The sequence below is a fragment of the Methylobacterium sp. 142-1Y genome (assembly GCF_057747795.1).
Window position 1 is genome coordinate 599,136 of the sequence record NZ_CM173224.1, and the last position, 26,150, is coordinate 625,285.

Annotated in this window: 28 protein-coding genes, 1 tRNA gene and 1 pseudogene; 6 read left to right on the plus strand and 24 right to left on the minus strand. The window is 66.6% G+C overall.

What is annotated here, in order from left to right:
• Positions 1-535 precede the first annotated feature (535 nt).
• The 8 genes and pseudogenes from AC3AOF_RS02720 to AC3AOF_RS02755 form a co-directional block, all read right to left on the minus strand.
• Positions 536-703 (minus strand): hypothetical protein, encoded by a 168-nt coding sequence (locus tag AC3AOF_RS02720; protein ID WP_488347642.1) that lies wholly within the window; start codon positions 701-703, stop codon positions 536-538.
• 384 nt (positions 704-1,087) lie between these two features.
• A pseudogene (locus AC3AOF_RS02725) lies at positions 1,088-1,208 on the minus strand (MFS transporter); the annotation flags it as partial.
• A 197-nt stretch (positions 1,209-1,405) separates the two neighbouring features.
• Positions 1,406-2,203 carry a phosphodiesterase gene (locus AC3AOF_RS02730; protein WP_488347643.1) on the minus strand — a complete coding sequence of 266 codons (798 nt, stop codon included), beginning with the start codon at positions 2,201-2,203 and terminating at the stop codon, positions 1,406-1,408.
• 168 nt (positions 2,204-2,371) lie between these two features.
• Positions 2,372-3,418: a HoxN/HupN/NixA family nickel/cobalt transporter gene (locus AC3AOF_RS02735; RefSeq protein WP_488347644.1), complete on the minus strand. Its 1,047-nt coding sequence runs from the start codon at positions 3,416-3,418 to the stop codon at positions 2,372-2,374.
• Positions 3,419-3,464: 46 nt separating this feature from the next.
• Positions 3,465-5,627 (minus strand): TonB-dependent receptor, encoded by a 2,163-nt coding sequence (locus AC3AOF_RS02740; RefSeq protein ID WP_488347645.1) that lies wholly within the window; start codon positions 5,625-5,627, stop codon positions 3,465-3,467.
• A gap of 70 nt (positions 5,628-5,697) precedes the next feature.
• Entirely contained in the window at positions 5,698-6,147 is a 450-nt protein-coding gene (nikR, locus tag AC3AOF_RS02745; RefSeq protein ID WP_488347646.1) for a nickel-responsive transcriptional regulator NikR, read from the minus strand.
• 425 nt (positions 6,148-6,572) lie between these two features.
• Positions 6,573-7,004, minus strand: a complete 432-nt coding sequence (locus tag AC3AOF_RS02750; protein ID WP_488347647.1) for a hypothetical protein — start codon at positions 7,002-7,004, stop codon at positions 6,573-6,575.
• 64 nt (positions 7,005-7,068) lie between these two features.
• On the minus strand, positions 7,069-8,529 hold the full coding sequence (locus tag AC3AOF_RS02755) for a hypothetical protein (protein ID WP_488347648.1): 1,461 nt from the start codon (positions 8,527-8,529) through the stop codon (positions 7,069-7,071).
• A 287-nt stretch (positions 8,530-8,816) separates the two neighbouring features.
• Between AC3AOF_RS02755 and AC3AOF_RS02760 the strand changes: the two genes are divergently transcribed.
• Both AC3AOF_RS02760 and AC3AOF_RS02765 read left to right on the plus strand, forming a co-directional pair.
• The gene (locus AC3AOF_RS02760; RefSeq protein WP_488347649.1) at positions 8,817-9,011 is read left to right on the plus strand and encodes a hypothetical protein; all 195 of its coding nucleotides are present in this window, start codon (positions 8,817-8,819) and stop codon (positions 9,009-9,011) included.
• Positions 9,012-9,204: 193 nt separating this feature from the next.
• Positions 9,205-9,855, plus strand: coding sequence for a hypothetical protein (locus AC3AOF_RS02765; RefSeq protein ID WP_488347650.1), 651 nt, complete (start codon positions 9,205-9,207; stop codon positions 9,853-9,855).
• A 287-nt stretch (positions 9,856-10,142) separates the two neighbouring features.
• Here the strand turns inward: AC3AOF_RS02765 and AC3AOF_RS02770 are convergent, their stop codons facing one another.
• Positions 10,143-10,664 carry a DUF1697 domain-containing protein gene (locus tag AC3AOF_RS02770; RefSeq protein ID WP_488347651.1) on the minus strand — a complete coding sequence of 174 codons (522 nt, stop codon included), beginning with the start codon at positions 10,662-10,664 and terminating at the stop codon, positions 10,143-10,145.
• Positions 10,665-10,700: 36 nt separating this feature from the next.
• Between AC3AOF_RS02770 and AC3AOF_RS02775 the strand changes: the two genes are divergently transcribed.
• Positions 10,701-11,510, plus strand: coding sequence for a transporter substrate-binding domain-containing protein (locus tag AC3AOF_RS02775; protein WP_488347652.1), 810 nt, complete (start codon positions 10,701-10,703; stop codon positions 11,508-11,510).
• Between the two features lie 346 nt (positions 11,511-11,856).
• On the opposite strand, the gene AC3AOF_RS02780 is transcribed toward AC3AOF_RS02775, so the two are convergent.
• The 5 genes from AC3AOF_RS02780 to AC3AOF_RS02800 all read right to left on the minus strand — a co-directional run bounded on the left by AC3AOF_RS02780 (position 11,857) and on the right by AC3AOF_RS02800 (position 15,618).
• Positions 11,857-12,698, minus strand: a protein-coding gene (locus AC3AOF_RS02780) for an IS5 family transposase (RefSeq protein ID WP_442919232.1) whose coding sequence is annotated in 2 segments (ribosomal slippage) — positions 11,857-12,308 and positions 12,308-12,698 — 843 coding nt in all. Because the reading frame shifts where the segments join, the coding sequence is not laid out codon by codon here.
• Positions 12,635-13,618: a PD-(D/E)XK nuclease family protein gene (locus AC3AOF_RS02785; RefSeq protein WP_488348951.1), complete on the minus strand. Its 984-nt coding sequence runs from the start codon at positions 13,616-13,618 to the stop codon at positions 12,635-12,637. Before AC3AOF_RS02785 ends, AC3AOF_RS02780 begins: the two co-directional genes overlap by 64 nt.
• Before the next feature lie 317 nt (positions 13,619-13,935).
• Positions 13,936-14,034, minus strand: a complete 99-nt coding sequence (locus AC3AOF_RS02790; protein ID WP_488347653.1) for a DUF4113 domain-containing protein — start codon at positions 14,032-14,034, stop codon at positions 13,936-13,938.
• A gap of 244 nt (positions 14,035-14,278) precedes the next feature.
• Positions 14,279-14,803 (minus strand): hypothetical protein, encoded by a 525-nt coding sequence (locus tag AC3AOF_RS02795; protein ID WP_488347633.1) that lies wholly within the window; start codon positions 14,801-14,803, stop codon positions 14,279-14,281.
• A gap of 739 nt (positions 14,804-15,542) precedes the next feature.
• Positions 15,543-15,618: transfer RNA gene (locus AC3AOF_RS02800), tRNA-Glu, on the minus strand.
• 134 nt (positions 15,619-15,752) lie between these two features.
• On the opposite strand from AC3AOF_RS02800, the gene rlmB reads away from it, so the two are divergent.
• Positions 15,753-16,586 carry a 23S rRNA (guanosine(2251)-2'-O)-methyltransferase RlmB gene (rlmB, locus tag AC3AOF_RS02805; RefSeq protein WP_488347654.1) on the plus strand — a complete coding sequence of 278 codons (834 nt, stop codon included), beginning with the start codon at positions 15,753-15,755 and terminating at the stop codon, positions 16,584-16,586.
• A 30-nt stretch (positions 16,587-16,616) separates the two neighbouring features.
• Here the strand turns inward: rlmB and AC3AOF_RS02810 are convergent, their stop codons facing one another.
• The 10 genes from AC3AOF_RS02810 to phnG all read right to left on the minus strand — a co-directional run bounded on the left by AC3AOF_RS02810 (position 16,617) and on the right by phnG (position 24,921).
• A complete protein-coding gene (locus tag AC3AOF_RS02810) occupies positions 16,617-18,167 on the minus strand; it encodes a CYTH and CHAD domain-containing protein (RefSeq protein ID WP_236991009.1) in 1,551 nt (516 codons plus the stop codon).
• Between the two features lie 146 nt (positions 18,168-18,313).
• Positions 18,314-18,847, minus strand: a complete 534-nt coding sequence (gene phnN / locus AC3AOF_RS02815; RefSeq protein ID WP_236991010.1) for a phosphonate metabolism protein/1,5-bisphosphokinase (PRPP-forming) PhnN — start codon at positions 18,845-18,847, stop codon at positions 18,314-18,316.
• Entirely contained in the window at positions 18,847-19,983 is a 1,137-nt protein-coding gene (locus AC3AOF_RS02820; RefSeq protein WP_488347655.1) for an alpha-D-ribose 1-methylphosphonate 5-triphosphate diphosphatase, read from the minus strand. Before AC3AOF_RS02820 ends, phnN begins: the two co-directional genes overlap by 1 nt.
• A gap of 10 nt (positions 19,984-19,993) precedes the next feature.
• Positions 19,994-20,698, minus strand: a complete 705-nt coding sequence (gene phnL, locus AC3AOF_RS02825; RefSeq protein ID WP_488347656.1) for a phosphonate C-P lyase system protein PhnL — start codon at positions 20,696-20,698, stop codon at positions 19,994-19,996.
• The gene (gene phnK, locus AC3AOF_RS02830) at positions 20,695-21,468 is read right to left on the minus strand and encodes a phosphonate C-P lyase system protein PhnK (RefSeq protein ID WP_488347657.1); all 774 of its coding nucleotides are present in this window, start codon (positions 21,466-21,468) and stop codon (positions 20,695-20,697) included. Before phnK ends, phnL begins: the two co-directional genes overlap by 4 nt.
• Positions 21,465-21,935, minus strand: coding sequence for a GNAT family N-acetyltransferase (locus AC3AOF_RS02835; protein WP_488347658.1), 471 nt, complete (start codon positions 21,933-21,935; stop codon positions 21,465-21,467). Before AC3AOF_RS02835 ends, phnK begins: the two co-directional genes overlap by 4 nt.
• Positions 21,928-22,803 (minus strand): alpha-D-ribose 1-methylphosphonate 5-phosphate C-P-lyase PhnJ, encoded by an 876-nt coding sequence (locus AC3AOF_RS02840; protein WP_488347659.1) that lies wholly within the window; start codon positions 22,801-22,803, stop codon positions 21,928-21,930. The genes AC3AOF_RS02835 and AC3AOF_RS02840 overlap by 8 nt, the downstream gene beginning before the upstream one ends.
• Complete coding sequence (locus AC3AOF_RS02845) at positions 22,800-23,906, minus strand: carbon-phosphorus lyase complex subunit (RefSeq protein ID WP_488347660.1); 1,107 nt, start codon at positions 23,904-23,906, stop codon at positions 22,800-22,802. The genes AC3AOF_RS02840 and AC3AOF_RS02845 overlap by 4 nt, the downstream gene beginning before the upstream one ends.
• A 2-nt stretch (positions 23,907-23,908) precedes the next feature.
• On the minus strand, positions 23,909-24,508 hold the full coding sequence (gene phnH / locus AC3AOF_RS02850; RefSeq protein WP_488347661.1) for a phosphonate C-P lyase system protein PhnH: 600 nt from the start codon (positions 24,506-24,508) through the stop codon (positions 23,909-23,911).
• On the minus strand, positions 24,508-24,921 hold the full coding sequence (gene phnG, locus AC3AOF_RS02855) for a phosphonate C-P lyase system protein PhnG (protein ID WP_488348952.1): 414 nt from the start codon (positions 24,919-24,921) through the stop codon (positions 24,508-24,510). The genes phnH and phnG overlap by 1 nt, the downstream gene beginning before the upstream one ends.
• A 161-nt stretch (positions 24,922-25,082) precedes the next feature.
• On the opposite strand from phnG, the gene phnF reads away from it, so the two are divergent.
• Positions 25,083-25,832 (plus strand): phosphonate metabolism transcriptional regulator PhnF, encoded by a 750-nt coding sequence (gene phnF / locus AC3AOF_RS02860; protein WP_488347662.1) that lies wholly within the window; start codon positions 25,083-25,085, stop codon positions 25,830-25,832.
• An 86-nt stretch (positions 25,833-25,918) separates the two neighbouring features.
• The gene (locus AC3AOF_RS02865; protein ID WP_236991019.1) at positions 25,919-26,149 is read left to right on the plus strand and encodes a hypothetical protein; all 231 of its coding nucleotides are present in this window, start codon (positions 25,919-25,921) and stop codon (positions 26,147-26,149) included.
• The last annotated feature ends 1 nt before the right edge of the window (position 26,150 follow it).

A 26,150-nucleotide genomic window follows, 5' to 3' on the forward strand; every position in this document is an offset into this window, starting at 1 on the left:
AGACCCGCCCTGCACTAGATGTATGGTCGTCGTGTTGACGTGCGAAGTGCTCGCTGGTGTCAGCAGCGACCGCATGGGACTGAAATGGACGCGTGAGGACACGCAAAGGGATCGATCGGGCGCGTGAACCTCGACTGTGCGTCAAGCTGACGCTCTTTCTACTGTCTCACCACAGCCCACGCATCGCGCCGAACAGGACGGCGAGAGCAAGCGTAGCCATAACGGCGACGGCGAACATCCCTTCCGCCTCGCCTGCGACAAGACCGTATAGGACGCGGACGACGAGACGGGGCTTGTGCTTCGGAGATCTCGGATTATGAGCCACGGGATGCACCACTCCATTACTAGGTGTGGTGCTAGAACCCTTCGGGTATTAGGGGACAAACCGGCTCGGTTGGCAAGTTCGATAGAATTTATCCAAGCATGATGATGTATTAATGCAACACTTAGGAGTCTTCGACCTAAGTCGAAGATCGAAAGATTTGACTGTTGTCATTGTGCAACTGTCTTCGTGCGCTGTGTTGAGAAATCGGGGTTACCAAGCGCCGAGAACCCGCCCGCCGAGGATCATCATGACCATGATGACCACGCTCGCGACGCCGAGTGCACCGTGGGCGCTGCTCTCGAACAAGCCGTACATGAGCTTGACCGTTATCTTAGGTTCGGTCTTTTCATGCGGCGGTTTAAGAGGTTGGTTGGGCATTCGACGAACCACTCCATTGACTCGGTGTGGCTCGTCATCCCTTTGGGATCTTGTCCGGAAATTCGTTAACGACGCAAGAGGGGGAGCGTGCGCTTCAACCGGCGCTCCACATGTGGACAACCCCAGTGTTCTGCTTTTGTTCTAGATCTCATGGGTTCGCTCCAAGAGTCAACCTTCACCGTGTTGAGCCCATGGGTTCAGTCAAACGACGAGATCGTAGCCTTTGGCGGAGGAGTGTTTTCCGCTTACCGGGCGCCCTGTCCAGTACCCGTTCTTTTCGATGTCGCACCCCGTGTCGCAGGCGGGACTGAGCGCGCCCTGTCAGTAGCGGATCAGGTGGTCGAGGTGTGTCTCGTCGCTGGGCGGGTGGTCGGCATCACCAGACGCGAGCCGCCCCATGATGGGGGCGTAGCGGTCGGGCCGAAGAGGGCGAGCGGTAGTGTCCAGCGAGCGATCGAGCAAATGCCGTTGCCCGCGCCCCATACAGGATCAGCGCGACGGCCATGCCGACACCCTGGCCGAGGGAGACTTCGTTCTCGACGACGACACCAACTTGATGTGGCTTACCGACGAGAATTGCGCCCTGGTATCGTCGCTGCGGCTCGACGACGAGAATACGGCCCTGAGCCCATGAGGGCGCGCCTCTGTCTCCACCCGATGACCGCCCGCAACGGGTGGACAGCGGTGAGTGGTCCGCTGCGGTTAGAAAAACGGCAGCGGACCGGGAAAGGAGCCGATCGGCACAAGGTGTGTCAGGAGCCCGGAGCCCGGTTGCCACTGGTGCAGCAGCATGGCCGGAGGTTCGATGAAGCTGGCGGGCTCAGCGTTGGCACCCAGCCGTAACGCGATGGCTGTTGTGGTGCTGGGCGCTGTCATCAGCAATGTTCCACCGAACCGCCTCTGCATGAAGCGGTGAATGTGTCCGCACAGGATGCGCTCGACGGCTGGGTAGCGACGGACAATCTGCTCTAGCCTTTCGCCATGTAGACAGCGATAGGTGTCGATATAGGAGATGCCGCTCCGGATGGGTGGCTGATGCATCATGACGATGGTCGGGCGTTCTGGCTCCTCCGCAAGGCGTGTCTCCAGCCAGTCGCAGGCGGCATCATCCATCTCGCCATGGTGGACTCCTGGAACTGTCACGTCGAGACCCAGGATGCGTACCGCCCCGAGATCGCCGACAGCGAAGTGAAGAGGACCTGAGGCTGCCAGGGTCGTATGGTGAGGCAAGCGAGCCCTGAAGGTTTCCCGGTCGTCGTGATTACCGGGAATGATGAGGAGCGGTTGACGGAGCTTGCCCAACATCACTGACGCGTTCGCGTATTCGGCCTCGGTTCCATGGTCCACGACGTCGCCGCTGATGAGAATGATATCCGGCTGTGGGTCGAGGTTATTCAAGTGGCTGATGGTAGCCTCGAACATAGAATTCGAGTCGACCAAGCCCTGATATAGGTTGCCGCGGTCCCTCAGGTGCGGATCTGATAGATGGGCGATCAGCATTTGGATCTCCGGCAAAGTGTGGTCAAGTTAGCTCACGACCTTTCATTCGTGCAGGGCGGCGAGGACTGTAACGGGTCGAAAGTGGCCCTGAGACAGGACTAAGCTCGTGGTTGCGGCTGCGCGAGGGTTAGACCCATCGCCGATCTCGGCATTCTCGCCACCAAGCGCTCACCGAGCGGGTTCGAGCTGATCGTACCCCTTGGCACGGTAGATGATGATCGAGGCGATCCACGCCGTCACGAAGATCCCGACGACGGCGAAGCCTGCCTCGCCGAGGTTATCGTTGAGCGTGCCCACCACGCGCCACAGGCCGCCCTCAAGTTCGAGCTTGTCGCCGATCAGGCCCAGAGCCTCCACGCCGCCGATGAACAGCGCGATCGCCGCGGACGCTGCCGTGATGGTTAGGTTGTACCAGAGCTTGCGGATCGGGTTCGAGAGCGCCCAGCCGTAGGCGCCGGTCATCAGCACGCTGTCGGTGGTGTCCATAAGCGTCATCCCCGCCATGAACAACGCCGGGAAGATCAGGATTGCCCAGAAAGACAGGCCCTGCGTGGCCTGCGTCGCGGAGATGCCGAGCAGGGCAACCTCGGTCGCGGTGTCGAAGCCCAGCCCGAAGAGGAAGCCGATCGGGTACATGTGCCACGAGCGCGAGACCACGCCGAAGATCCGGCGGAACACGCGTGCCAGCAGCCCGCGCCCGGCAAGAAGTGCACCCAGGTCCTCGTCCACGACCTTGCCGCCCCGGCGCACGCGGGTGAATGCGGTCCAGACGCCGCGCAGGATGAAAAGGTTGGCGATGCCGACGACGAGCAGGAAGGTTGCCGAGACCGCCGTGCCGATCAAGCCGCCAATGCCGTGGAACTGGTTGAGGCTGTCCTTCATCGCTGCGGCTGTGACTGCGATCAGGCCCGAGGCCAGGATGACGATCGTCGAGTGGCCGAGAGAGAAGAAGAAGCCTACCGCGTGGGGCTTCTTGCCCTCCTGCATGAGCTTGCGCACGACATTGTCGATGGCCGCGATGTGGTCGGCGTCGAAGGCGTGGCGCAGGCCGAAGGAGTAGGCCAGGAAGGCGGTCGAGAGCAGGACGGGCTGGTTGGCGAACACTACGAAGGCGGCGATCCAGGCCGTGATGTTGGCGGCGATCAGGACGGTGTAGACGAGCCCGACCTTCACCCTCAGACGGGCAGGCCGATCGTCGAAGGGGTTGGGCAGCAAGGGTCCGCTCCGGATGGTAGGGCTCGTCTCAGCCAAGGAATGCCCGTCAGAACCGCCCCGCGAGGGTCAGTCGCACCGCGGTCGGTTCGACGGGGTGGAAGTGCCGGTCGGCGACGGCTGCGGCCTCTCCGGGCAGGCGGGACTCGTAGTAGTAGGTGATCTGGTCGGCCTTGGCGTTCGTCAGGTTGAGCACGTCGAGGGCGAGGCTCACGCCGTTGTCGAAGGCGTAGCCGATCCTGCCGTTGAGCAGCGCGGTCGGCTTCGAGCGGACCGAGTTATCCTCGATCAACGGCCGGGGGCCAAAATACCGGAAGCGGAAGCTGCCGAACCAGCCCTGGCCCTCGCCGAAGGTGACACCCGCCGACGCGATGGTGGTCGGCGCCTCTGGCACGCGCTGGCCGACCGGGTCGCGGTCGGAGAAACGCGCGTTGGTGATCGTCAGGTCGCCCTCCAGCCGCAGCCAGGGGGTGACCGCATAGTGGTTGCTCCACTCGATGCCGAAGCGGCGCGTCGGACGGCTCGGCTCGGTGGTGCCGGTGTCGCCCTGAAACAGGTTCTCGGAGGCGAAGTCGAGCCGGAACAGGGCGAAACTGGTCTCCAGCCCGGCGATGGAGCGATTGCGGATGCCGACCTCGTAGCCCGTCGAGGGCACCAGGAAGGGCGAGCGGCTGATGTTGAACAGCGGGCTCGCCGGATCGACCGTCGCAGTGACGCCGCGGGCGTCGTTCGAGTGGAAGCCGCCGCCGTAGTTCAGGTAGATCTCGGTATCGAGCCAGGGCCCGAACACCGCCCCGAGCTTCGGGTTGACGATGCTGTCGCGGGCCCTGCCTGAATTCGCAGGCGTATCGGAGCGGACATCGGCGTAGTAGCCGTCCGCCCGGAAGCCGACGCTGGTGCGCAGCCAGTCGGTCCAACGCACCCGGTTCTCGTAGTAGAAGGCCGCGCTCGCCTCCAGCACCCGGTCGTCGAGCACCGTCGAGCGGTACTGGCGCGCCGTCGTGTTGAACAGGCCGACCCGGATGTCGTCGGTACGGGTCTGAATGCCGATCTCGTTCTCCATGGGTAGACCGAGCAGGTCGCCCTGGAAGACGCGGCCGATCTCGCCGCCGCCGAGCACCCTGGCGTCGCGTTGGCGGAACTGGTCGCCGTTGACGGGGTCGTTGAGGAAGTAGGTGAAGTTGTTCCAGAGGTTCATCTGGTAGCGGATCACGTAGGCCGAGGCCCGGGTGATGCCGCCCGCGTCCGACTGGCTCCAGCGCCCGGACAGCGAGAAGCGCCCGGTGTCGCCGCCATCGGTCGGGTCGAGCGTGCCGTAGCGGCCGATGATCCCCTCCGCCACCGCCCGCTCGGGGATCTGATTGGTGGCGTTCCAGCGCGCCCAGTAGGCCATGCCGGTGACGGCGAAGCCGTCCGTCGCGGTGCCCTGGCTGTAGCGGGCGACGCCGTTGAGCTTGCGCAGAGCGTCGGGCACGACCCACGGACCGTCGTAGGTCTGAGCCTCGCCCGCCACCAGAAGGTTGCCCGCGCCGAGCGGCACCGAGGCGGCCGAGAGCCCGCGCTTGAAGCCAAAACTGCCCAGCGTGGTCAGCGCGATGTTGCGGTCGAGCTTGTCGAGGTAGTCGATCCGCACCGAGCCCGCGGACGCGAAGTCGCCGTCGCGGACGAAGTACGGTCCCTTGTGGAACTCGACCGCGCCGACGAGTTCGGGGATCAGAAAGTTGAGGTCGGCGTAGCCCTGGCCGTGAGCATGGGTGCGCATGTTCACCGGCATGCCGTCGACGTGGATGGCGATGTCGGTGCCGTGGTCGAGGTTGAAGCCGCGCAGGAAGTACTGGTTGGCTTTGCCCTCGCCCGAGTGCTGCGTGATGATAAGGCCCGGCACCTCCTCCAGCACCTCGCCGGGGCGGGTGACGGGTCGGCTGTTGATCTGCGCGCCCGAGATGATCCCGGCGCTCGCAGCATCGACAGGGCGGAGGCCGCCGCCGATGCCGCTGACGCCCCCGACGTAGCCCGCGCTGGCGCCCGGGTTTCCGGGTCTGCGGGGAGCAGCGGCTACCTCGATCTCGGCAAGATCGATGTTCTCGTTCGGTGCCGTCGTCGACGAAGGTGCCGCCCAGGCGCACGGGGCTCCAATTAGCAGCGGGCCCAGCACGGACAGCGGCAGGCGGCCCCATAGGGGGAACGGTCGGTTGGAGGAGCGAGGCGGCATGGTCGTCGTCTGAGTGCGCGGCAGTCCTCTCCTTGTCGCACACCCACAGTATGATGAAGATGCGAAAAGATCACACTGACGGGATGATCCCGTGTTTGTGCACGTGCTCGGCCTGCGTATCGCCTTCGTCAGGGATCAGGTGCAGGTAGCCGTAGCGGACGCCGCGCTGGGTCGTGATCGCGTCGGCGTAGGACTTCAGGGCGTCCGCCGGTCCGCGCAGAACGGCGACTTCGAGGCAGTCATCATGGTCGAGATGGACGTGCATGCTCGCAACGGAAACGCCGTGGTGGTGCCCTTCGTCGGTGAGGCGCCGCGCGAGATCCCGGGTGCCGTGACTGTAGACGTAGCTCAGGGTCGCCGAGCACATGCCGGATCCCGTCTTGGCGGCCCGGGGGGATAGGACGGCATCCCGGACGATGTCGCGCACGGCTTCTGAGCGGCTGTTGTAGCCGCGCTCCTGGCAAAGCTGGTCGACGGTGGCGAGAAGGTCGTCGTCGATCGTGATGGTGATGCGCTGCATGCCAACCCCGAGTGCATACCCCGGCAGGTGGTAGACCTCTGTACCCGACGCGACCAGCCTGTGCGAGACCGCGGAGGCTTTTGGCGACAGTGGTATCCTGACCGCGCGAGGCGGGGGCGTTGCGAATCGCCGAATCTTGCAGGTCCTCGAAGACGCCGGAATCTCGTTCAAGGTCGACATGGACTCGTGCCACACCCGGATCGACTACTTTGGCAGCGACAGCGCCGCCGCAGCACCCTCCAGAGAGGTCCGGGCTGCATTCAGGGACACATTCGGCGTTGACCACCGCTCACGTCTGGACGCATCGGCTCGGCCGATGCACTTCGCGCGTTGGTGATGTTGCTTCATCACTTGCGCGAAGCGCAGTCGATGAAAGGTTACGGTTCGAATGCAATCCGAACCGTAACCTTAATTGTAGTCTTATATTACATGTTGTAGCAGTGAAAGTGATTGTCGTCGATTTTATCGAACAAACTACGGATAATCATTAGGTCACGTCGCCGACAGACAAGGTAAACGAACGTATTTTCGGCTGTTCGGAAGTCCCACTCGATGGAATGGGCGGCAAACATGCCCTGACCGTAGTCGATAAGCTTGGACGTAAGCACGCCAATATCGGCAATTTCGGACTCTCTCATGACGATGACGAGGGCAAAGGGTTTTGGCATCAGAAAAACTTTCATAGCAAAATTAAAATCTAAAAATGGAAATCCGATCTCGATTTGTTGATCGAGAAATTTTCCTGTCGTTGATTTATGGAGTTGGTGCTTCCTCCATGTCTTGAAGATAGCAAAAGGTGAAATTCGGGGGCAATATTTTTCACCAAAAAATGTCGGCGAGATCGTCGTGAGCGGCAACCGGGGCTGTAAAGGACAATAATCAGTCGGGCATGACAGGGTTCTACGCTGCGGGCTGTGCGGGCTACTTCCGCGGACGGCCCCGGCTCCGAAGGGTGCCAGTCTGCCGCTTCTTCTCCCGCTCGGCAGCGCGGGCGCGCCGCTTAAGTTCACGGTTCGCCGCCTTCTTCGCCTTGCGGCGCTCCTCCAACGAACGCGTATCGAGGACATGTCGACCTTCGGCAGAAGCTCCGGGACGCTCGACATTGAGGAGGCCCGCTTCGGAAACCGCGATGGCAACAACGTCGTCGGTGATACCGCTGTCCATCAGCCTTAGTCTCAACGCCTCGGCCTGATCCTGACTGTACACGTAGACGTCATAGTCGTCCCCGTAGTCGGGGTTGCGAATGGCGCCGCGCATGATGAACTGCCAAATATCTTCGTACTCGCGGGCTTTGAGGACTGCTTGGCGATCAAGGCCGAGGACATCGAGTACCGGGTCGTCGTCGGTCTGGGCTTTGTTGGAGTAGATGATGGCGGCGGAGGTGTAGGCTCGAAGGCTGTTGGTCCCTGACTGCCTCGGCTCCCTCCACAGTTCCTTGAAGCGGTGCTGAAAGGCGAGGCGGACCGCCTCGTTGCAGGACCAGTACCCATCGAAGCCGATGCTCGCAAGGTGCTCCGAAATTCCAACAAGGCAGCGCTCGCCTTCGGTGGTTTTCCACCACTCGGTCGAGCCCCTGTGCGTGCAGTAGTAGTGGAGCCGCACGTGCGGTCTCGCCCGAGGCGCAGTCCGAACTCGGACCTCCTCGAACGTGATTTGGTCGCCATGCAGGCAGCGGTGGGCGTGCCAGACGAGGCTGTTCTCAAAGCTGGCCGCAGCGATTGTGACCGACGCACACACCGAAAGATCCGTCAGCGTCCAGAACGAGAACCACCGCACGCGCCGTCCTGGCACGTTCGCATCTTCCCAGGCGCCGATGTCGACCAGCACAGGCCGCCTGGGATCGCGGGCGGCCGTGTGGAAGGGGAACAAGTCATGGCCGTCGCGGCGGAGAGCACCGAGCGAGGGCTGCTCGACACCCTCTCGAAGCTGCACCTCCCACCACCGCCCGCAGACCACCGGAACGAGCTTGTAGTAGAGGTCGAACGACGACCACGTTGTTGTCGCCTCGAACACCCCGCCTTTGACGGCGCCGTCCGGAATTTCGTCGATGCCGACGTGCCAGCCCGTGAGGAGCCTGGGATCGGCTTTGAGGAGCGTCTCGTGGGTGATGGCGATGATCGCGTGCGGGGTATCGGCGTGGGCGCACAGGAGGTCCTCCAGGCGGCGCTCGACTTTCGCGCGTTGGTCTTGCTTGGAGTGGATGGCATCGATGGCGACGAACTTAACGGAAGGTCGGTTCGCTCGAAGGTAGGCAATCTGCTCGTTGATGAGGTCAATGCGGGGTGAGGCCAGCAAATGACGTCCGGTGGTATCGAGCATGGTGTCACACAAAGCGATGGATTTGCCAGATCCGGGAGCCCCGCGCAAAATCTTGTGTCGCATGTCAAGAATTTTCCTCAAATACATTGGCTTAAAAAATGTGTCACATGCCTCTTTAAGAACACAAGATGTGACGCATTATTTGGTGCGATCATTGGATTGAACGCCACCGCGATTTCGAATGTCAAAATTTTCAATCACGCCGAGGTACGCGGGACGAGCCTGCGGCAGCAGGCGAAGGCCCGAGTGCCTCGGCCGCTGGGACAGCGGGCCGCGCTCGGCCTGCTGTCACGGCTCGCCCGCCTTCAACGCGATCTCGCTGATCTCCGTCTTGCCGCTCGCCCCCGCGCTTGCGCACGGGCACGATCGGCAGCCACTCGCTCCCCGACAAGGTCTCGCGCCGCTCGACCTCGCCGCGGCGCATCGCGGCGGCTTCATCGGATCTCGGACTTCGCGACCTCGGACTCGCCTACGTCGGCATCACCGCCTTCGGCTTCGTCGAGATCAGATCTTCTCATTGGCGCCGCAGGCGCCGCGATCCCTAAAACGGCAATGGACAGTTTATCGAACGTGTCCTACGGCACAGGAGGGGGCGATGTTCGTGTAGGTCAATAAAAAACATGCGGAAATCGGAAATTTTGATTTTCGATCCGCCGTTGCGACCTGCTAGATGATGGTCATTGCCCACACGGACTGATTTTTATTATGTGTTCTTTTGATGATTACGTGAGCGCCTGCTTGGCGTCGAGCGAGAGGCTCGATTGTTCTGATGATGAGAAGACGTTCCAGGACGATGATGTGCTCGCTGCTGAAGCGGGCTCGCAACCTGCCCCTGAGAGATGGACCATCTACCGGGTCGCTGAGGCCGCGGCCTTTCTGAGCCAGTACCCGAAGGAGCGTCGCATCGCGAGTCTCGACGAGTGGCCGATTGGGCGCGACGACGGCAGCCTTGCCCCGTTTATGGTGGAGTGGCTTGACCGAAACTGCCCGGGGTGGGGGCTGCTGTCCTCGGCGGATCGCCACGCTTCGGTGAGAGGGGCCATCATCGGGTTCGCGGAAGACGCCCACGTCATGATGTTCGAGGCGGTGCTGTCGATGGTTGAGGTGCATCAGGAGTACCACGGTCGTCGCGATGCCTGGGCGGTCAAGGAGCGCTTCATGCGGGCGTGCGACCTTGATTTCTTCCGGTGGCAGTTCCCACAGTCGCGCCGCCTCCTGGCCAATCATGACTGGTCGATCTGGTCGAGTGGCATGCCACGATTGTGTGACCCCGTTGTCGAGTGGCTCAACGCGGTCTGCCCCGGGTGGCGGCACCTGTCTGGCACGTACTACATCGGCTTCGCCACCGCGGAGGATGCGGATGCGTTCGAGAAGAGATGGCGTCGATGACCGAGGCGGAGACCAGCGCCCCCGCGAGCTACATCACGGCCTGATTGCGACACTGGCTGCCGCCCGTCGCGCCACCACGGAGCTTGCGGATGAGAGTAACGCGCTGAAAAGGACTGAGAAGCCACAAGCCGCGGAGACCTAGATCCAACTCGTGACCAACGAAAACAAGCACGTGGCCGGGTTCGAGCGTCGACAGGGTGAGGGTGAGCGCATGCTTAGGGAGGGATGCGACTCGCAGGCGGAGGCGGCGAAGGTGCCTGCCGTTGGGCATCGACGGCAAGCCACCTCTACCGTTCGAGAGAGCCCGCCGCCATGTGTGCGAGCTTCATCACCGTGTTCATGTTGCGGGCCGTGCCGTTCTCGGCCGCCGAGACGTGAAGCTTCGAGCGGCTCATGCCGTCGACATAGTGGACGTAGATCTCCCGGGTGCCGAGCCGAAGCTCCTCGCCCTGCTGCCCGACGACCATCTCCAACGCGTCAGCCGCAGGCGGCTCGCTCAGGAAGATCGTGACGGAGCGGTTCGGAGCGGCGCCAGGGAATGGGTTGGCTGCCAGCACCGCGGCCATCTCGGCGGCGCTGCGAACGAGAACGCCGATCGGCTTTCCGGCGAAGGCGAGGAGCTTCTCCTCGAGAGCCGCCTTCACCTCCGCCTCGGATGCCTCACTCTCGAAGACAACATTGCCGCTGGCGATGTATGTTCTGACCGCCGCGAAGCCCGCGCTCTCGCACAGCCGCCTGAGGTCGCTCATCGGCAGCTTCCCGGTGCCGCCGACGTTGACGGCGCGCAGGAGGGCGATGAAGACGGTCAAGGCAGTTCTCCAATCCCGACGCGAGGCGAGTGGTCCATGCTACGATCCCGCTCCACGATCAACATCGCCTTGATCGCCCTCGTCTCGTCGCTCGTCATGGTTCCCTCAGATAGCTCCGCTCAGGACGCCGCCCCGGGTGCAGAACTCGCGCCGACCGGAACCTTGCGCGTCGGCCTCGTCGAAGCCCCTACAGACGGCGTGTTGTTCGTGAAGCGCGGCCCAGACGGCGCTGCGCAGGGCGTTACCGTCGATCTCAGCAACGACCTTGCCCAGGCCATTGGTGCCCCGATCGCCGTCACCATCTTCCCGAATACCGGGGCCGCCACCGAGGCGACGCAGGCGGGCACGATCGACGTCACCTTCATGCCGGTGGACGCCGCGCGCCAGCAGATGGTGGCGTTCGGCCCAGGCTACTACGCCCTGGAGAGCACCTACCTCGTCAGCGGCGCCTCCGGCATCACCGACGTGGCCGAGGTTGACCGCCCGGGGCTACGGGTCATCGCCATCTCCAACACGACGACCTTCCGGGCGTCGGCGCGCACGCTGAAGGCCACGCAGCCCGTGGCGGTCCCGTCCGTCGCAGAGGCTATTGAGCGGATGCGCGCCGGGCAGGCGGACGCCTTCGCCCTGTCCCGCGACACGCTGCGGCCGATCCAGGTGCAGGTGCCGGGCTCGCGGATCGTGCGCGGAGCATTCCAGCAGACGCAGGTGGCCGTGGCAGTGCCAAAAGACCGCCCGGCGGCGCTGTCGTATGTCGCGACCTGGATGAAGACGGCGAAGGAGTCGGGGCTCGTGCGTCGCATCTTTGCTGCCCATGGGCTTGATGCGGAAGCCGTTGCGCCCTGACGATCGGTGATAAACTACCAGCCGCCTTCAAGCCTGATTGGGCATTCAACAAGTCGGCTTGGCGGCGGCACACCCAAGCAGAACACGTCATCCTAGATTTCAGGGTCACCAACAGCAGCGGACAGAGCCCTCTTCGCCTCGGCTGCTCGCTTCACGAAGGCTGCGGCCAAGCCCTCGTCACTGGCATCAGACGCCCACGCCCAGAGATCGGGTGGGTTGACGCCGCGACTGCCGCTCGCATCGAGCGACTGCACGTGGTCCCACCACAGCCACCACCCGTCGAGATCGCTTTGCCCCGTTCCGAGCGCCCCGCGAAGCCGTGCGATTTCTCCGTGTCTGTCCGGGATCATGCTGATTGTTGGCAGAGTTTTCTGAGCATGATGCGGATGGAAGCAAGGCGCAGGAAAGCCAGCGCCTTGCGGGTGCGGCACTCCCAATCCTTCGCCAGCCGCCGGCAGCGATTGAGCCAACCAATCGTCCGCTCCACGATCCAGCGCTTGGGCAGGACCTCGAACCCGACCGCCTGATCCGACCGCTTGACGATTTCCACCGTCACAGACCGGCAGACCCGTTCCAACGCCTCCCGGAACACCGGCCCCTGGTAGCCGCCATCTGCATACAGCTTCAGCAGGAACGGGTAGAGACTAAACAGCGTCGCCATGACCCATACGCCGCCATCACGATCCTGCACGTCGGCCGGATGCACCAGAGCATGCATCAGCAGACCTTGCGTATCGACGAGGAGATGGCGCTTCTTGCCTTTGATCTTCTTGCCCGCATCATAGCCGGACGGGTCGATCGTGCGCCCCCTTTTTCCGCGCTCTTGACGCTCTGGCTGTCAATGATCGCTGCCGTTGGGCTGGCCTCACGTCCTGCCTGTTCGCGGCAGAGAACGTAGAGGGTGTGATGGATGCGCAGGAGAGTTCCGTCGTAATCCCATAAATCGAAGTAGCCATGCACCGTCGAGCGAGGCGGTAGATCTTTTGGGATAGCGCGCCATTGGCACCCCGTTCCAAGGACATACATCAAGCCGTTGACCACCTCGCGCAGATCAACCGTTCGTTTGTTTCCCCCGCGTCGAGCCGGTGGGAGAAGGGGAGCAACAAGCGCCCATTCCTCATCCGTCAAATCAGTGGGATAGCGAAGCTTGCTGCGGTCGTACCGCTGGCGGTTCTCAGGCGTCCACATCGCTCAAGCATACGCCTGTCGGCGCGAACCGCAACGCGCTCCGAAAAAACAAATTCTTCCCGGACAGACTCTCCGACGTAGGCCCGCTCCATCCCGCGATTAAATTTGCGGAGACATACGCCTAGTGAAACTTCGCGGAAGTACGTCGCTTGCGCCGACAGAGCAAAATCGAAATTCAAGTTTCCAATATCGATACGCAATATTCCGTCGCGATTACTAGAGAAAAGTGCATACTCGTCTGGAACAGGGCGCAGATACCCCAATCCGGCCGCGACTGCACGCTCTTGCACGAGACCCGCGAAACGGTCGTTGATTGTTGCAGTCAGAGCATCGCGGGCGTCTATGGTGGCGATGGATGCTGCTACAGTCTCCGGAGTGGCGGCAAGAATATTGATGATCTGCTGCACTTTGCGTGCGTCCTTCCCAGCGTAGCGCTTGTCCAGATTCATTTCGAGGTCGTTAAGAAAAGTGGCGACCCTCACAGCCGTTGTTGCCGATTGGCACGCAGCCACCCAGTCGCGCACGTCGGTCCCGAGCTTTAGTGCTCGCGTCCCGGCTCGCTCGATAGCCGCAACAACTGCCCCTTCCCACCCGGCACCTAGAAGAGTGACAACTCGCGCCTGCTCACCGAGGCCGCTCGGTAGGGTACGAGCGTAGCGCTCCAGTTGTTTGTCGCCAAAGCGAGCCAGCGGCTTGTTTTCGACCAGTATGAGAAACCGAGGATGAGAGACTTCGATGTCGATGCGCCCCATCAGCCGCCCCGCCGCATACCGAGGCACTTCAAGACGGACCTTAGCCGATTTGCACTCATCCGGTACGGCGATCCCACAGAGGTCGAGGAAGCGCTTCAGGTAGCAGTCACCATGACCGTGCGTGCCCGCGGGGTCCAGCATCCAGCCGATCACCCGCGAGAGGTCCATCTCGTCGGTTAACAGTAGCGCTGCCGGGCTGAAGGCATCGTGCGCTTGGTCGGGCTGCGCACGCCAAGAGGCGATTGCGTGGGTTAGAGCTTGGATTGCAGGCAGTGTCATTACCAACGTTTGCCACACGGCCGACCTTGAGCACAGTTGCTTGTCTTGCCGCTATGGCAACGAGTGTCGTGGCGCTGTCCGCGCGCCGCGGTTTTCAGCGCGGTTTCGGCCGCAGGCGAGTTGAGTGCACAGCCCAAGGCCCGCTTTCCGGGCGTCCAGCCAATTTTTGTTCACCACCTTCAGCGGCGGTCGACCAAGTTTGGACCTCACGTTTCGGCTGCGACCACCGGCACCTCCGACAGGCGCGTCGTGAACCGCGGCGAGCGCATCTCGAACTTCGTCGACCAATTCCGCTTCTCCAACAAGCCAGCCCGGGCAGGGGCGAGTGGCCGTACTGGGCTTCCTCGTAGAGCCTCGCCTTGATCCCGACCTCGTCGAGGCCCGCGCTCTTGAGCGCGGCGGCAAGGCTGAAGCCATAAAGACTTAACTCCTCTGCATCGAGCGCTACGTCTCGACGGCCGTCTCGATCATCGCGTGGCGCCGACCCATGAGGCTCCACCTTCGTTGAAGCCGACGAAGGCCGATTCACAGGCGGTAGTACACTGGGTCCTACTTGACCGCTCGTTTGTCGATCCGCGCTCCGGCGTCGCGCAGGCGGTCTTCGTGCGAGCGTTCGTCCTCGAAATCAGAACCCCAGAAGCGGTCGGCAACCTCCGCAATCGGAACGATGTAGGGAGTTCTGTTGGAGATTTTTGCAAGTAACTCGTCGGGGTCATAGCCATGGCGGACGGCAACACCTTCATCATGGGCCGCCTTCATCATATCGACCACCCCTTCCTCCAGGCGGGAAACCCTTCTGAAGTCCATACGCGGATTGCACGCGTCCATGACCCCGAGCCATTCTGAGACGGTGAGGGTCGGCATCTCGTCCTCGACCATGTACCGGTAGCGTTCGCAGATCATGTCGATGCGCTCGGCCCGGGAGAGCCCCTCTCGGTCGACCCGCTTCTCGCACCGCACGTCCTTCAACGCGGCATAGAGGTGGTCTTTGCCCTTCAGAAGAATCGAGACGTGCCGCTGCCGGTCGTCCTTCGGGACAGCCTTGGCCCGACCCTTCCGCTTCATCTCCACCACGTCCTACTCCCTGGTACTACCGATCAACACGGACGGGTTTGTAACAGGATCTTTCGGTCCTTCCAAGAGGTCATCAACCCCGGTACTACCTATTGGGATGATGGCTACGTTGTATCCCTGATCGAACCAATCCCAGTCGTATCAAGGCGGGGAATCCGCATAGTTCGTTGCGGCGGCGATCTCACGCGCCTCGCTTCGATCGATTCGGCCACGATCGTAGCGAGGCTCCTCGGATCGTCCTGCCCCACGATGTGCGATGCGGCGGCCGATCCAGCCGCCCGCGCGTAGCTGGCTGATCGTCGACGTCGAGCGTCGCGCTGTCATGAAGCCGGAGATGGGCACCGGCCGCTCGGGGCGACGATCGTCGGTAGCCCCCGCGAGATCGTCGGCACCTTCGTCACCTGGGACGTGCGTGCCCCCGACCCCTGGCTCCGCCGTCATAAGAGCGTGCCGGGGCCGTCGCGGAGAACGTCGAAGGTAGCGCGCAGTGCGCTCGGCAGGACGTTGGTGGGGACGGTAGGTGCGATCGTCGCGGGGACGGTGATCAGCGCGTGGCGGGATGCCGCAACGCTGATGCTTCTGTCGCTGGAGGCCCGCTTACCGGGCCCGCGGGCCGCAGTGGCCTGACGATCGAGATGAGGGCTTGTTCGTGACTCGCCTGACCGGTCCTAAAAACCAGTCCTAACGCCCCCCTAGGGGGAGTCCGAAAAACAGCAAAAAAGCCAATGAAAACAACCGCTGGCGCGCCCTACGGGACTCGAACCCGTGTTTTCGCCGTGAAAGGGCGACGTCCTAGACCGCTAGACGAAGGGCGCTCAAGCGGGGCGAGGGGAGCTATAGTGGGGTTCCGTCGGGAGGGCAACCGGATTGATGGGCTTGACGGGGGGCGAGGGCTCGGTCTTGTCGGCGCCGGGTTGGGCCTTGAACGCGGGCGGGACGACGGATGACGATGAGGCAGGCGCCGCGCGGGGGCGGTTGGAAGGGCGGGCAGGGCAAAGGTGGGCCCGGCAGAGGCGGCCCCGGCAAGGGTGGGCCTGGCAGAGGTGCGCCAGGATGGCGGCCCGGCGGCGACGATCTCGACGGGCCGGCGGTGCTGTATGGCTGGCATCCGGTCTCGGAAGCCCTGCGCAACCCGAAGCGGCAGTTCATCAAGCTGCTTGCCACCGAGAATGCGGCGTTGCGCCTCACCGAGGAGGTCGGCGAGCTGCGCATCACGCCCGAGATCGTCAAGCCCGGCACCATCACCGGGCTGCTCGGGCCGGAGCCGGTGCATCAGGGGCTCTACCTCGAGGCCGAGCCGCTGGAGGGGCCCGCCTTCGACGCGCTGCCCGACGACGCGGTGCTGCTCGCCCTCGACCAGATCACCGATCCGCACAATGTCGGGGCCATCGTCCGCACGGCAGCCGCGTTCGGCGTCACCGCCATCGTCACCACCGCCCGGCATTCGCCGACGGTCACCGGGGTGCTCGCCAAATCCGCCTCGGGCGGGCTGGAACACGTGCCCTTCGTGGTGGTGCGCAACCTCGCCGAGGCCCTGATCGAGCTCGGCGAGCGCGGCTTCACCCGGGTCGGGCTCGATTCGGAGGCCCCCGAGACCCTCGATGCCGTCGGGCCGCGGACACCGTTGGTTGTGGTGCTCGGGGCCGAGGGCAAGGGTCTGCGCCAGCGCACCCGCGAATGCTGCGACGTGATGGCCCGCATTCCGTTCCGCGGGGCGATCCAGAGCCTCAACGTCTCGAACGCCGCCGCGATCACCCTCTACGCGCTGATGCCCCGCGCCTGAGACGGCGCGGGCTGTCAGTGCCGGAGGCGGTCAGCGCCAGAACGGGCGCACGTCGATCAGGGCGCGGTGCGCCTTGTCGGCCTCGGCGAGCAGGCGCTCGGCCCGCGCCTCGGTGTCGGCGGTGGCGAGGCCCGCCGCGAACACCGCGCCCTCCGGCGCGCCCTTGGCGAACTCGGCCGCGAGCGTATGGGCGGTGGCGATGTCGTTGAGGTCGCCGAGATGGTCCTGCAGGTCGGCCAGGGCCTCGACGAAGACCTTGTGGCGCTTCACCGCCTTTTTCCCGGAATCCTTGCCGGTGTAGAGGGCGGCGAAGAACTCGGCGCCGTAGCGCAGCTTCTTGGCGGCGATCCGCACCCGGTGGCGTGCCTCCGGATCGAGGGCGGCGAGGTGGCGCCCGCGCTTCTTCACCTGGCGGCGGCGGCGCTCCAGCTCTCCGGTGGCGAAGGCGCGGGCCGGGCCGTCGCGCAGCGCCGCGTTCGGGTTGTCCGGGCCGAGCCAGGGCCCGGCCTCGATCCAGGCGACGAGGTCGAGGAGGAGGTCGCGCCACTCACGGCTCTCCAGCACCGCCCGCACCGCGTCGTGCGCCGCCGCGCGCTCGGCCTCGAGGTGGCGCTCCAGGATCAGGAGGCCGTTCTCGTCCGGCCGCCGCTCGCGCTCCAGCGGCAGGGTCCGGCCGAGATAGACGTCGAGGTTGCGGGCATGCCCGAAGGACTCGCTCAGGCGTTTCAGCTCGGCCTTGAGCCCCGGCATCCGCCGGTCCTCGATCACGCTGCCGAACAGCGAGAAGGCCGAGCGCAGGCGGCGCAAGGACACCCGCAGCTGGTGCAGGGCCTCGACGTCGCGGCGCGCGAGCAGCACGGTCTCGTTGAGCCGGGTCTGGCGCAGGCAGGCGAAGGCCACGGCCTGGAACGCCTGGGCGGTCGTCATCTCCGGGTGGAGCGGCACCGGCTCGGCCTTCACGGCGCGGCCGAGGCGGCCCTTGATCAGGGCGTCGCCGCGCTCGAACTTGCTCAGCGCGCCGAGGCGCAGGGGCACGTCGGCGCCGAGCGTCCGGGCGAGGTCGAACAGGGCCGAGGGCGTGCCGCCGGTCAGCTCGAACTCGATCTCGCTGATCGGGGAGACCCGGTCGTCCGGCGCCCAGACCCGGCCGCGGTCGAGGGCGACCTCGATGCGGCTGCCGCCCGGTCCCGTATCGGCGAGGCGGCGTACGCTGCGGGTCACCGTCGAGGTGTAGAGCGGGGTCAAGCCCGTCGCGCCGTCGAGGAGCTTGGCGACCGGTGTGCCGGCGAAGGAGGCGGGCTCAGGGCTCGGCCCGGCGATGTCGCTCTCCCATTCCGGCCGGTCGAACAGGCCGACCCCGCCGTCGCCGCGTGCCTTCACGGTCTGGATGTAGCGGTCGCCGTCCTGGCGCACCCGCAGGGTGTAGCCGGCCTCGCGTAAGGAGCCGTCCGGCGTGTCGTAATAGACCGAGGTCAACTCGGTCTCGGTCCAGTCTCCGGCGAGCAGCGGGTGCTCCCGCAGGCGTGCGAGGTCGGAGGCCTCGACATCCAGCTTCAGCTCGGTCTCGCGCGGTTCGCTCATCACGGTGGTCCTGGTCTCCCGTTCGGTCCGCCACATAGGGGAACACGACACGGAAATCATGGACGAGGACCAAAAGTTTCGCAAAGCGCGGCAGCAAACGCGGCTATCCCTGGGTAAAGCAGGTGGCGCGCCGCCACGGGAGCGCGTCAGCGCGCCCGCAGATGGGCGAGGAGCCGAGCCGCCCCGGCCTCCGGCGGGCCGTCATTCACCACCACGAGGTCGGCGGTGACCGAGGCCGAGCGGGAGAGCCGGGCGCCCAGATCCCCGTCCTCCTGCCTGCCGCGGGCGGCGAGGCGGGCGGCCAGCACCTCCGGCGGCGCCGTGACCTCGACCACGGTCACGCCGGGCAGGCGCCGGCGCGCCTCGCCGACCACCCGGCGCGAGACGTTGCAGACCACCACGTGCCCGTCGCGGGCGAGCGCCACGCTCGAAGCCGGCAGGGCGTAGCCGAGGTTATGGGCGCGCCAGGACAGGGCGAAGCGGCCCTCCGCCTCTCCTTCCGCGAACTCCGCCTCGCCGATCGGCAGGTTGTCCTCGTGGGAGGAGGGCGGGCGGGTGACGAGGCGACGCGGAAAGACGTAGCGAGGCTCCCCCGCCAGGGCCTCGCGCGCGAGCCGCAGGAGGGTGTCCTTGCCGGCCCCGCTCGGGCCGACGACGAGGACGAAGCCGCCGTCGCCCATCAGGCGACCCGCCGTCCCTGGCGCCAGACCTGGCGCACCACCGGCACGCCCTCGGCGAGGCGCACCCGGACGAGATCGGCCCGCAAGCGGGGGGCGATGCGGCCGCGATCGTCGAGGCCGGTGGCCCGGGCCGGGTTGGCGGTCACGGTGGCGATCGCCTCCGGCAGGGTGATGGAGTCGACGCGCTCGGGCAGGCTGAAGGCCGCCATCAGGAGGCTCGCCGGCACGTAATCGGAGGAGAGCACGTCGAGCAGGCCGTCCCGGGCGAGCTCTTCCGCCGCGACGTTGCCGGAATGCGAGCCGCCGCGGATCAGGTTCGGCGCCCCCATCATCACGGTGATGCCGGCCGCGTGCGCGGCTTGGGCCGCTTCCAGGGTCGTGGGGAATTCGGCAAGGCGCACGCCCTCAGCCCTCGCCATGGCGACGTCGGCGAGGGTGGTGTCGTCGTGGCTGGCGAGCGCGATGCCGTGCTCCCGGGCGAAGGCCACCAGGGCCGGGCGGTTGACCGCGTTGAAGGCCTGGCCGTCGCGGATCTTGAGCGCGGTGTTGGCCTGGATCTCGACGATCGAGCGGCCGCCGCGGGTGGCGTAGGTGTAGTACTTCTCGATGTCGCGGAACTGCCGCTGGCCCGGCGTGTGGTCCATCAGCGAGATCAGCCCGACGGGGTAGAGCGCCGTGAAGTCCCGCACCATGCCCATCAGGTCGGCGGAGGGGATCTCGCAGCGCAGATGCGTCAGGTGCTCGGCGCGGAAGAGGTCGGCGCTCTTGGCGGTCTCGATCGCGCCGGCGAGCTGCATCAGCTCGGGCCCTAGGCCGCTGCCGTCCGGATCGCTGCCGGCGCGGAGCGAATCGAACACCGTGGTGATGCCGGAGGCCGCGATCTGCGCGTCGTAGGCGAGCACGGCGCCGAGCGGATGCCAGCGTACCTTGGGGCGGGGCGCGTAATGGCTCTCCAGGTGGTCGGTGTGCAGCTCGACGAGGCCCGGGATCAGGTGGTCGCCCTGGAGGTCGAGCCCGCGTTCCGGCGCCCGGCCCTCGCCGATCTCGGCGATGCGGCCGTCGATCATGGCGAGCCAGCCGGTCTGCACCCGGTCGGGCAGCACCAGGGTGGCGTTCTCAAGGATCCGGTCTTGCATGGGAGAGCCCTCAGGCAGCACGTTTCTGGGCGAAGGCGGTGACGTCGACCACCCGGGTCGCTACCGCCTCGCGGACGTCGGTGTCGTGGAAGATGCCCAGCAGCGCCGCGCCGGCCGCCTGGCGGGCGCGGATCAGCTCCACCACCACGGCGCGGTTCTGCGCGTCGAGGGAGGCGGTCGGCTCGTCGAGGAGCAGGATCGGCCGCTCGGCGATCAGCCCGCGGGCGATGTTGACCCGCTGCTGCTCGCCGCCGGAAAACGTCGCGGGCGGCAGGTCCCACAGGCGCTCGGGCAGGTTCAGGCGCGACAGCAGGTCCTCGGCACGGGCGAGGGCCACCTCCGCCGTCATGCCGCCCTCGCGGCCGGCGGCGGCCACCACCTCGCGGGCGCCGACCCGCGGGATCACCCGGAGGAACTGCGACACGTAGGAGATCGTGCGGCGGCGCAAGGACAGGATCTCGCGGGGCGAGGCGGTGGCGACGTCGATCACCGTCCCGGCCTCGCGGACCAGGATTCGTCCGTGGTCGCAGCGGTAATTGCCGTAGGCCATCTTGAGGAGCGAGGATTTTCCCGCCCCCGAGGGCCCGCCGAGCACCACGCACTCGCCCGGATACACGGCGAGATCGGCGCCGCCCATCACCGGCAACTGCACGCCGCCGCGCAGATGCAGGGTGAAGGTCTTGGCCACATCGCGGAATTCGAGAGCCGGTTTCATGCGGCGAGCACCGAGGAGACGAGGAGCTGGGTATAGGGCTCGCGGGGATCGTCGAGCACCTGGTCGGTCAGGCCGGTCTCGATCACCCGGCCGGCCCGCATCACCATCACCCGGTGGGACAGGAGGCGGGCCACCGCGAGGTCGTGGGTGACGATGATCACGGCGAGGCCCAGTTCCGCGACGAGGCCGCGGATCAGGTCGAGGAGGCGGGCCTGGACCGACACGTCGAGCCCCGAGGTCGGCTCGTCCATCAGCACGAGGCGCGGGCCGGTGACGAGGTTGCGGGCGATCTGGAGACGCTGGCGCATGCCGCCGGAGAACCGCGTCGGCGGGTCGTCGATCCGGTCGGCGGCGATCTCGACCTTGGCGAGCCAGTCGAGCGCCGTGCCGCGGATATTGCCGTAGTGGCGGGCGCCGGCCCCCATCAGCCGCTCGCCGACATTGCCGCCGGCCGAGACCGCCATACGCAGGCCCTTGGCCGCATCCTGGCGCACGAAGCCCCAGTCGGTGCGCATCAGGGCACGGCGCTCGGCCTCGGTCAGGTGGCCGAGATCGCGCATCACCCCGTCGCGCATCCGATAGGCGACGCTGCCGGAATCGGGCGCGAGCTCGGTGGCGATCAGCGACAGCAGCGTCGACTTGCCGGAGCCGGATTCGCCGACGATCGCCAGCACCTCGCCGGGGTCGAGATCGAAGGACACGTCGGCGCAAGCCGTGCGGGCGCCATAACGCTTGGTCAGGCCGCGGGCCTGGAGCAGGGCGTCGCTCATGCCGTCGTCTCCTCGTCGCGGATGAAAGGGGGATCCAGGCGGAAGCTGTAGCCGTAGCGCTCGAAGCCGAGGCTCTCGTAGAAGCGGTGGGCGGGCTTGGCATCGACGTTCGACGACAGGGCGAGCTTGTAGCAGCCCTTCTCGCCCGCGAGGCGGCCGGCCGCCGTCATCATCCGCCGGCCGAGGCCGGTGCCACGCTCGCTCGATGAGACCACAACGCTCTCGACGAGGGCGGAGGGCATGCCCCAATGGGCGATGTTGTCGAGGATGACGAGGCAGAAGGTGCCGACGATCCGGCCTTCGACCTCGGCGACGTAGAGCCCGTAATCGGGGTAGGAGGCGAGGCGGGCGAGCTGCGCCTCGGCCTGATCCAGGGCCGCGACCCGGCCGGCGTTCAGTTCGGCGTAGAGGCCGAGGACGGCCGGCAGGTCGGGCTTTTGCGCCCGGCGAACGGTCAGGTCAGACATGGGCCGCCTCCACGCCGCCGGTGCCGACATGGCCGTCCGCCCGGCGCTCCTCGCAATGGTCGGTATCCGAGCAGACGAACATCCGCCCGCCGGCATCGTCGAGCAGCACTTCATCCAGGTAGACCCCCTCGGCGCCGCAGAGCGCGCAGGGACGGTCGAAGGTCTGGACCCGGAAGGGATGGTCCTCGAAGTCGAGGCTCCGCACCCGGGTGTGGGGCGGCACGGCGTAGATCCGCTTCTCGCGGCCGGCGCCGAAGAGCTGGAGCGCCGGGCAATCGTCCATCTTCGGGTTGTCGAATTTCGGCGTCGGCGAGGGGTCCATGACGTAGCGGCCCGCCACCTCGACCGGATACGCGTAGGTGGTGGCGATGTGGCCGTGGCGGGCTATGTCCTCGTAGAGCTTGACGTGCATCAGCCCGTATTCGGCCAGCGCGTGGAGCTGGCGCGTCTCGGTCTCCCGCGGCTCGAGGAAGCGCAGGGGCTCGGGGATCGGCACCTGGTAGACCAGGACCTGACCCTTGGAGAGCGGCGCCTCCGGGATGCGGTGGCGGGTCTGGATCACGGTGGCGTCCCGGGTGCGGGTGGTGACCGCGACGTCCGCCGTGCGGGCGAAGAAGGCGCGGATCGAGACCGCGTTCGTCGTGTCGTCCGAGCCCTGGTCGATGACCTTGAGCACGTCGCTGCGCCCGAGGATCGCGGCGGTGACCTGCACGCCGCCGGTGCCCCAGCCGTAGGGCATCGGCATCTCGCGGGAGGCGAAGGGCACCTGGTAGCCGGGGATCGCGATCGCCTTGAGGATCGCTCGGCGAATCATCCGCTTGGTGCCCTCGTCGAGATAGGCGAAGTTGTAGCCGGTCTCCGCGCTCATTCGGCGGCCTCCTTCATCGCGGGGGCTTCGTGCCGCGCGGCATGTTCGGCGCGAAGCTGCCGCACCAACTCCAGCTCGGCCTGGAAATCGACGTAGTGGGGCAGCTTCAGGTGCTCGACGAAGCCGGTCGCCTGGAGCGCGTCGCAATGCGCCAGCACGAATTCCTGGTCCTGCGCCGGGGCGCCGACCGGCTCGCCCAGCTCCTCGGCGCGGAGTGCGCGGTCGACGAGGGCCATCGCCATCGCCTTGCGCTCGCTCTGCCCGAAGGCGAGGCCGTAGCCGCGGGTGAATTGCGGCGGCACCTCGGCGCTGCCGTGGAACTGGTTGACCATCTGGCACTCGGTGAGGTCGATCTCGCCCAGCGGCACCGCGAATCCCAGCTCCTCCGGCACGAACTCGACCGCCACCGTCCCGACCCGGATCTCGCCGACGAAGGGGTGGGTGCGGCCGTAGCCGCGCTGCGTCGAGTAGCCGAGCGCCAAGACGAAACCCTCGTCGCCCCGCGCCAGGGCCTGGAGGCGGAGGGCGCGGTCGGCCGGGAAGTCGAGGGGTTCGCGGGTGAGGTCGCCCGGGGGCACGCCGTCGTCGGGAGCGGAGGGCTCGATCAGGCCGTCATTCCCCAGGAGGTCGGTGACCCGCGGGGCATGGGCGGCATCCGGCAGCGGCTCGGCCTGTGCCGCCATCGGTGCCTCGCCCTCGGCGGCGAGCGCGAAGTCGATCAGCCGGTGGGTGTAGTCGAAGGTGGGCCCGAGCACCTGGCCGCCCGGAAGGTCCTTGTAGGTGGCGGAGATACGCCGGCGAAGCGTCATGGCGCCGGTCTCGACCGGCTCGGAGGCGCCGAAACGGGGCAGGGTGGTGCGGTAGGCCCGCACGAGAAACACCGCCTCGATCAGGTCGCCGCGGGCCTGCTTGAGGGCGAGCGCGGCGAGATCGGGATCGTGCAACGAGCCTTCGGTCATCACCCGGTCGACGAGGAGCGCCATCTGCTCGCGGACCTGCGCCACCGACAGTTCGGGCACCGCGGTGTCGCCCCGGCGGGTCTCGGCCAGCAGCCGGTGCGCGTTGGCGATGGCGGCCTCGCCGCCCTTTACGGCCACGTACATGGCTAGCCCTCCTGGACGCGGGTGGAGCGCGGCAGCGCGGCGACGCGGCCGGGGGCCGCCAGGATCAGGTCGACCCCTTGCGGGAAGCCCGCATGGTTGCGGGCGAGTCGGGGAAGGATGTCCGCCGGGAGCGGCGAGGCCGACAGGCGGGCGCTCCCCCGGATACCCGGCCCGTCGAGGCGCCAGCCGTCGTTCGACAGGTCGGTGAGCGCGAGAACCAGGGTGGCGGAGCGGTCGGGATAGGCCGGCGTGCCCTGCGCGAAGCTCGCGAAATCCGGGCAGGCGGCGGCATCCGCGATCAGCGCGAAAGCGGCCTCGGCCGGGTCCGGGGTGATGGGCGCACCGGTATGGAAGCGCAGGAACTCCGCCACTGCTGGGTTCCGCGCCAAGCCGGCATCGAGCCAGAGCGGCGCATCGGCATCGCCAAGTGCCAGGGCGATGGCGGCGAGGTCCGGCGTCAGCGGCGCGGGGGGCGTGAGATCCGTGGCGAGCGGCTGGATCGTGCCGGGACGCGCCAGCGCATCCATGACAGCGCGGAAGACGCCCTGGGCGTCGTGGACGGGATCGGCAAAGCCGCGGGCGAGCATCAATCCTCTCGCCATCAGTCTTCTCCCCGGGCCATGGTGAAGAAGGTCACCCGCGTCGCTGCGATCCGGCGCGCTTCCGCCGCGCGCTCCTCGTCCCGGCGAGCGGCAACCGGTTGCAAAGCCGCCTCGACCGCCGCGCGTCGCGCGGGGACCTGCCACAGGGCGTCGAGGGTCGCGGCGAGCCGCGCCTTCGCCCGGTCGCGGCCGAGATGGTAGGCGAAGCCGGTCTCGCCATTGGACAAGCGCACCGCCGCCCGGGTCACCGTCGCCTCGCCGAGGTTGAACGGCCGCCCGTCGCCGCCGATGCGGCCGCGGGTCATCACCAGGCCGGTCTCGGGCGGGCGCAGATCTTCGGGCTCATCGGTGGCGCCGAGCCGCGCCAGGGCGTGGCGCAACTCCTCGGGACGGGCCTCGCCGCAGAGCGCCATCACGGCGCGGCGGGCCGCCAGAGCGGGCTTCTCAGGCTCGGGCGTTTCGGGCCGGCGGGAAGCCGGGTTAGGATCGGGCATCGCGAGGTCCGCTGGCATCTCGGTTGTATAATGGTATAGACAACCGACGAACCGAGGGCAAATGAAGTTTGGATGACGGTATGGGCGCGGGCGGCGACGACACGGTGACGGTTCTGGCGCGCGGCGAGGGCTTGGCGGCCTGGCGCCAGATCGCGGACGGCGTGGCGGCCGATATCGAGGCTGGGCGCCTCGCGGCGGGCGCGCAGTTGCCGACGGAAGCGGCGCTGGCGGCGCGGTACGGGGTCAACCGCCACACCGTGCGCCGGGCGCTGGCGGCGCTGGCCGAGCGCGGCCTGGTGCGGGCGACGCAGGGGCGCGGCACCTTCGTGGAGACGCCGCGCCTCGCCTACCCGATCGGCCGGCGCACGCGCTTCTCGGAGATCGTCACACGAGCCGGCCGCGAGGCCTGGGGCGACCTGATCGCCGGCGAGACCGTCGCGGCCGATCCCGGCACCGCCGAGGCGTTGAGGATCGCGCCCGGGGAGCCGATGCTCGAATTGCTGACGATCCACCGCGCGGACGGCACCCCGCTCTCGACGGCCCGCACCTGCCTGCCGCTGCCGCGCTTCGAGGGCTTCGCGCAGGCCTATGCGGCTTCAGGCTCGCTCACCCGCGCCTATGCGGAGTTCGGCATCGCCGACTACACCCGCCTGTCGACCCGCATCCACGCCCGACCGGCCGCCGCCGACGAGGCCGCCCGCCTCGACCTCGCGCCCGGCCGGGTCTTGATCGTGCTCACCAGCGTCAACGTCGATGCGGCGGGCCTGCCGATCCAGGCGACGCGCAGCCTGTTCGCGGCGGACCGGGTGGAACTGGTGGTGGAGGGGTAGGGGCGATCGAGCCGTGTCGAGGACGAGGCGCGAACTTCCTGCCCCTAAGGCAGTTACCCCCGCGCCTCGCGCCGGAGTTTCCCACGATGCTCGCCCGCCTGACCAGTGCCGCCCTGTTCCTCGCCGCCTGTGTCCTGCCGCTCACGCCCGCCCTGGCCGGACCGGCGCAGGATTACCAGTACCAGCGTCGACAGCTCGGGCGGGGCCAGGTCTGCCGGCCGCCGCTGAAATTCGCGGCCGGCGCCTGTGTGCGGCGTTGCCCGGCGGGCTACCAGGACATGGGCGGCTATTGCCGCCTGCGCAACATGCTGCGTTGAA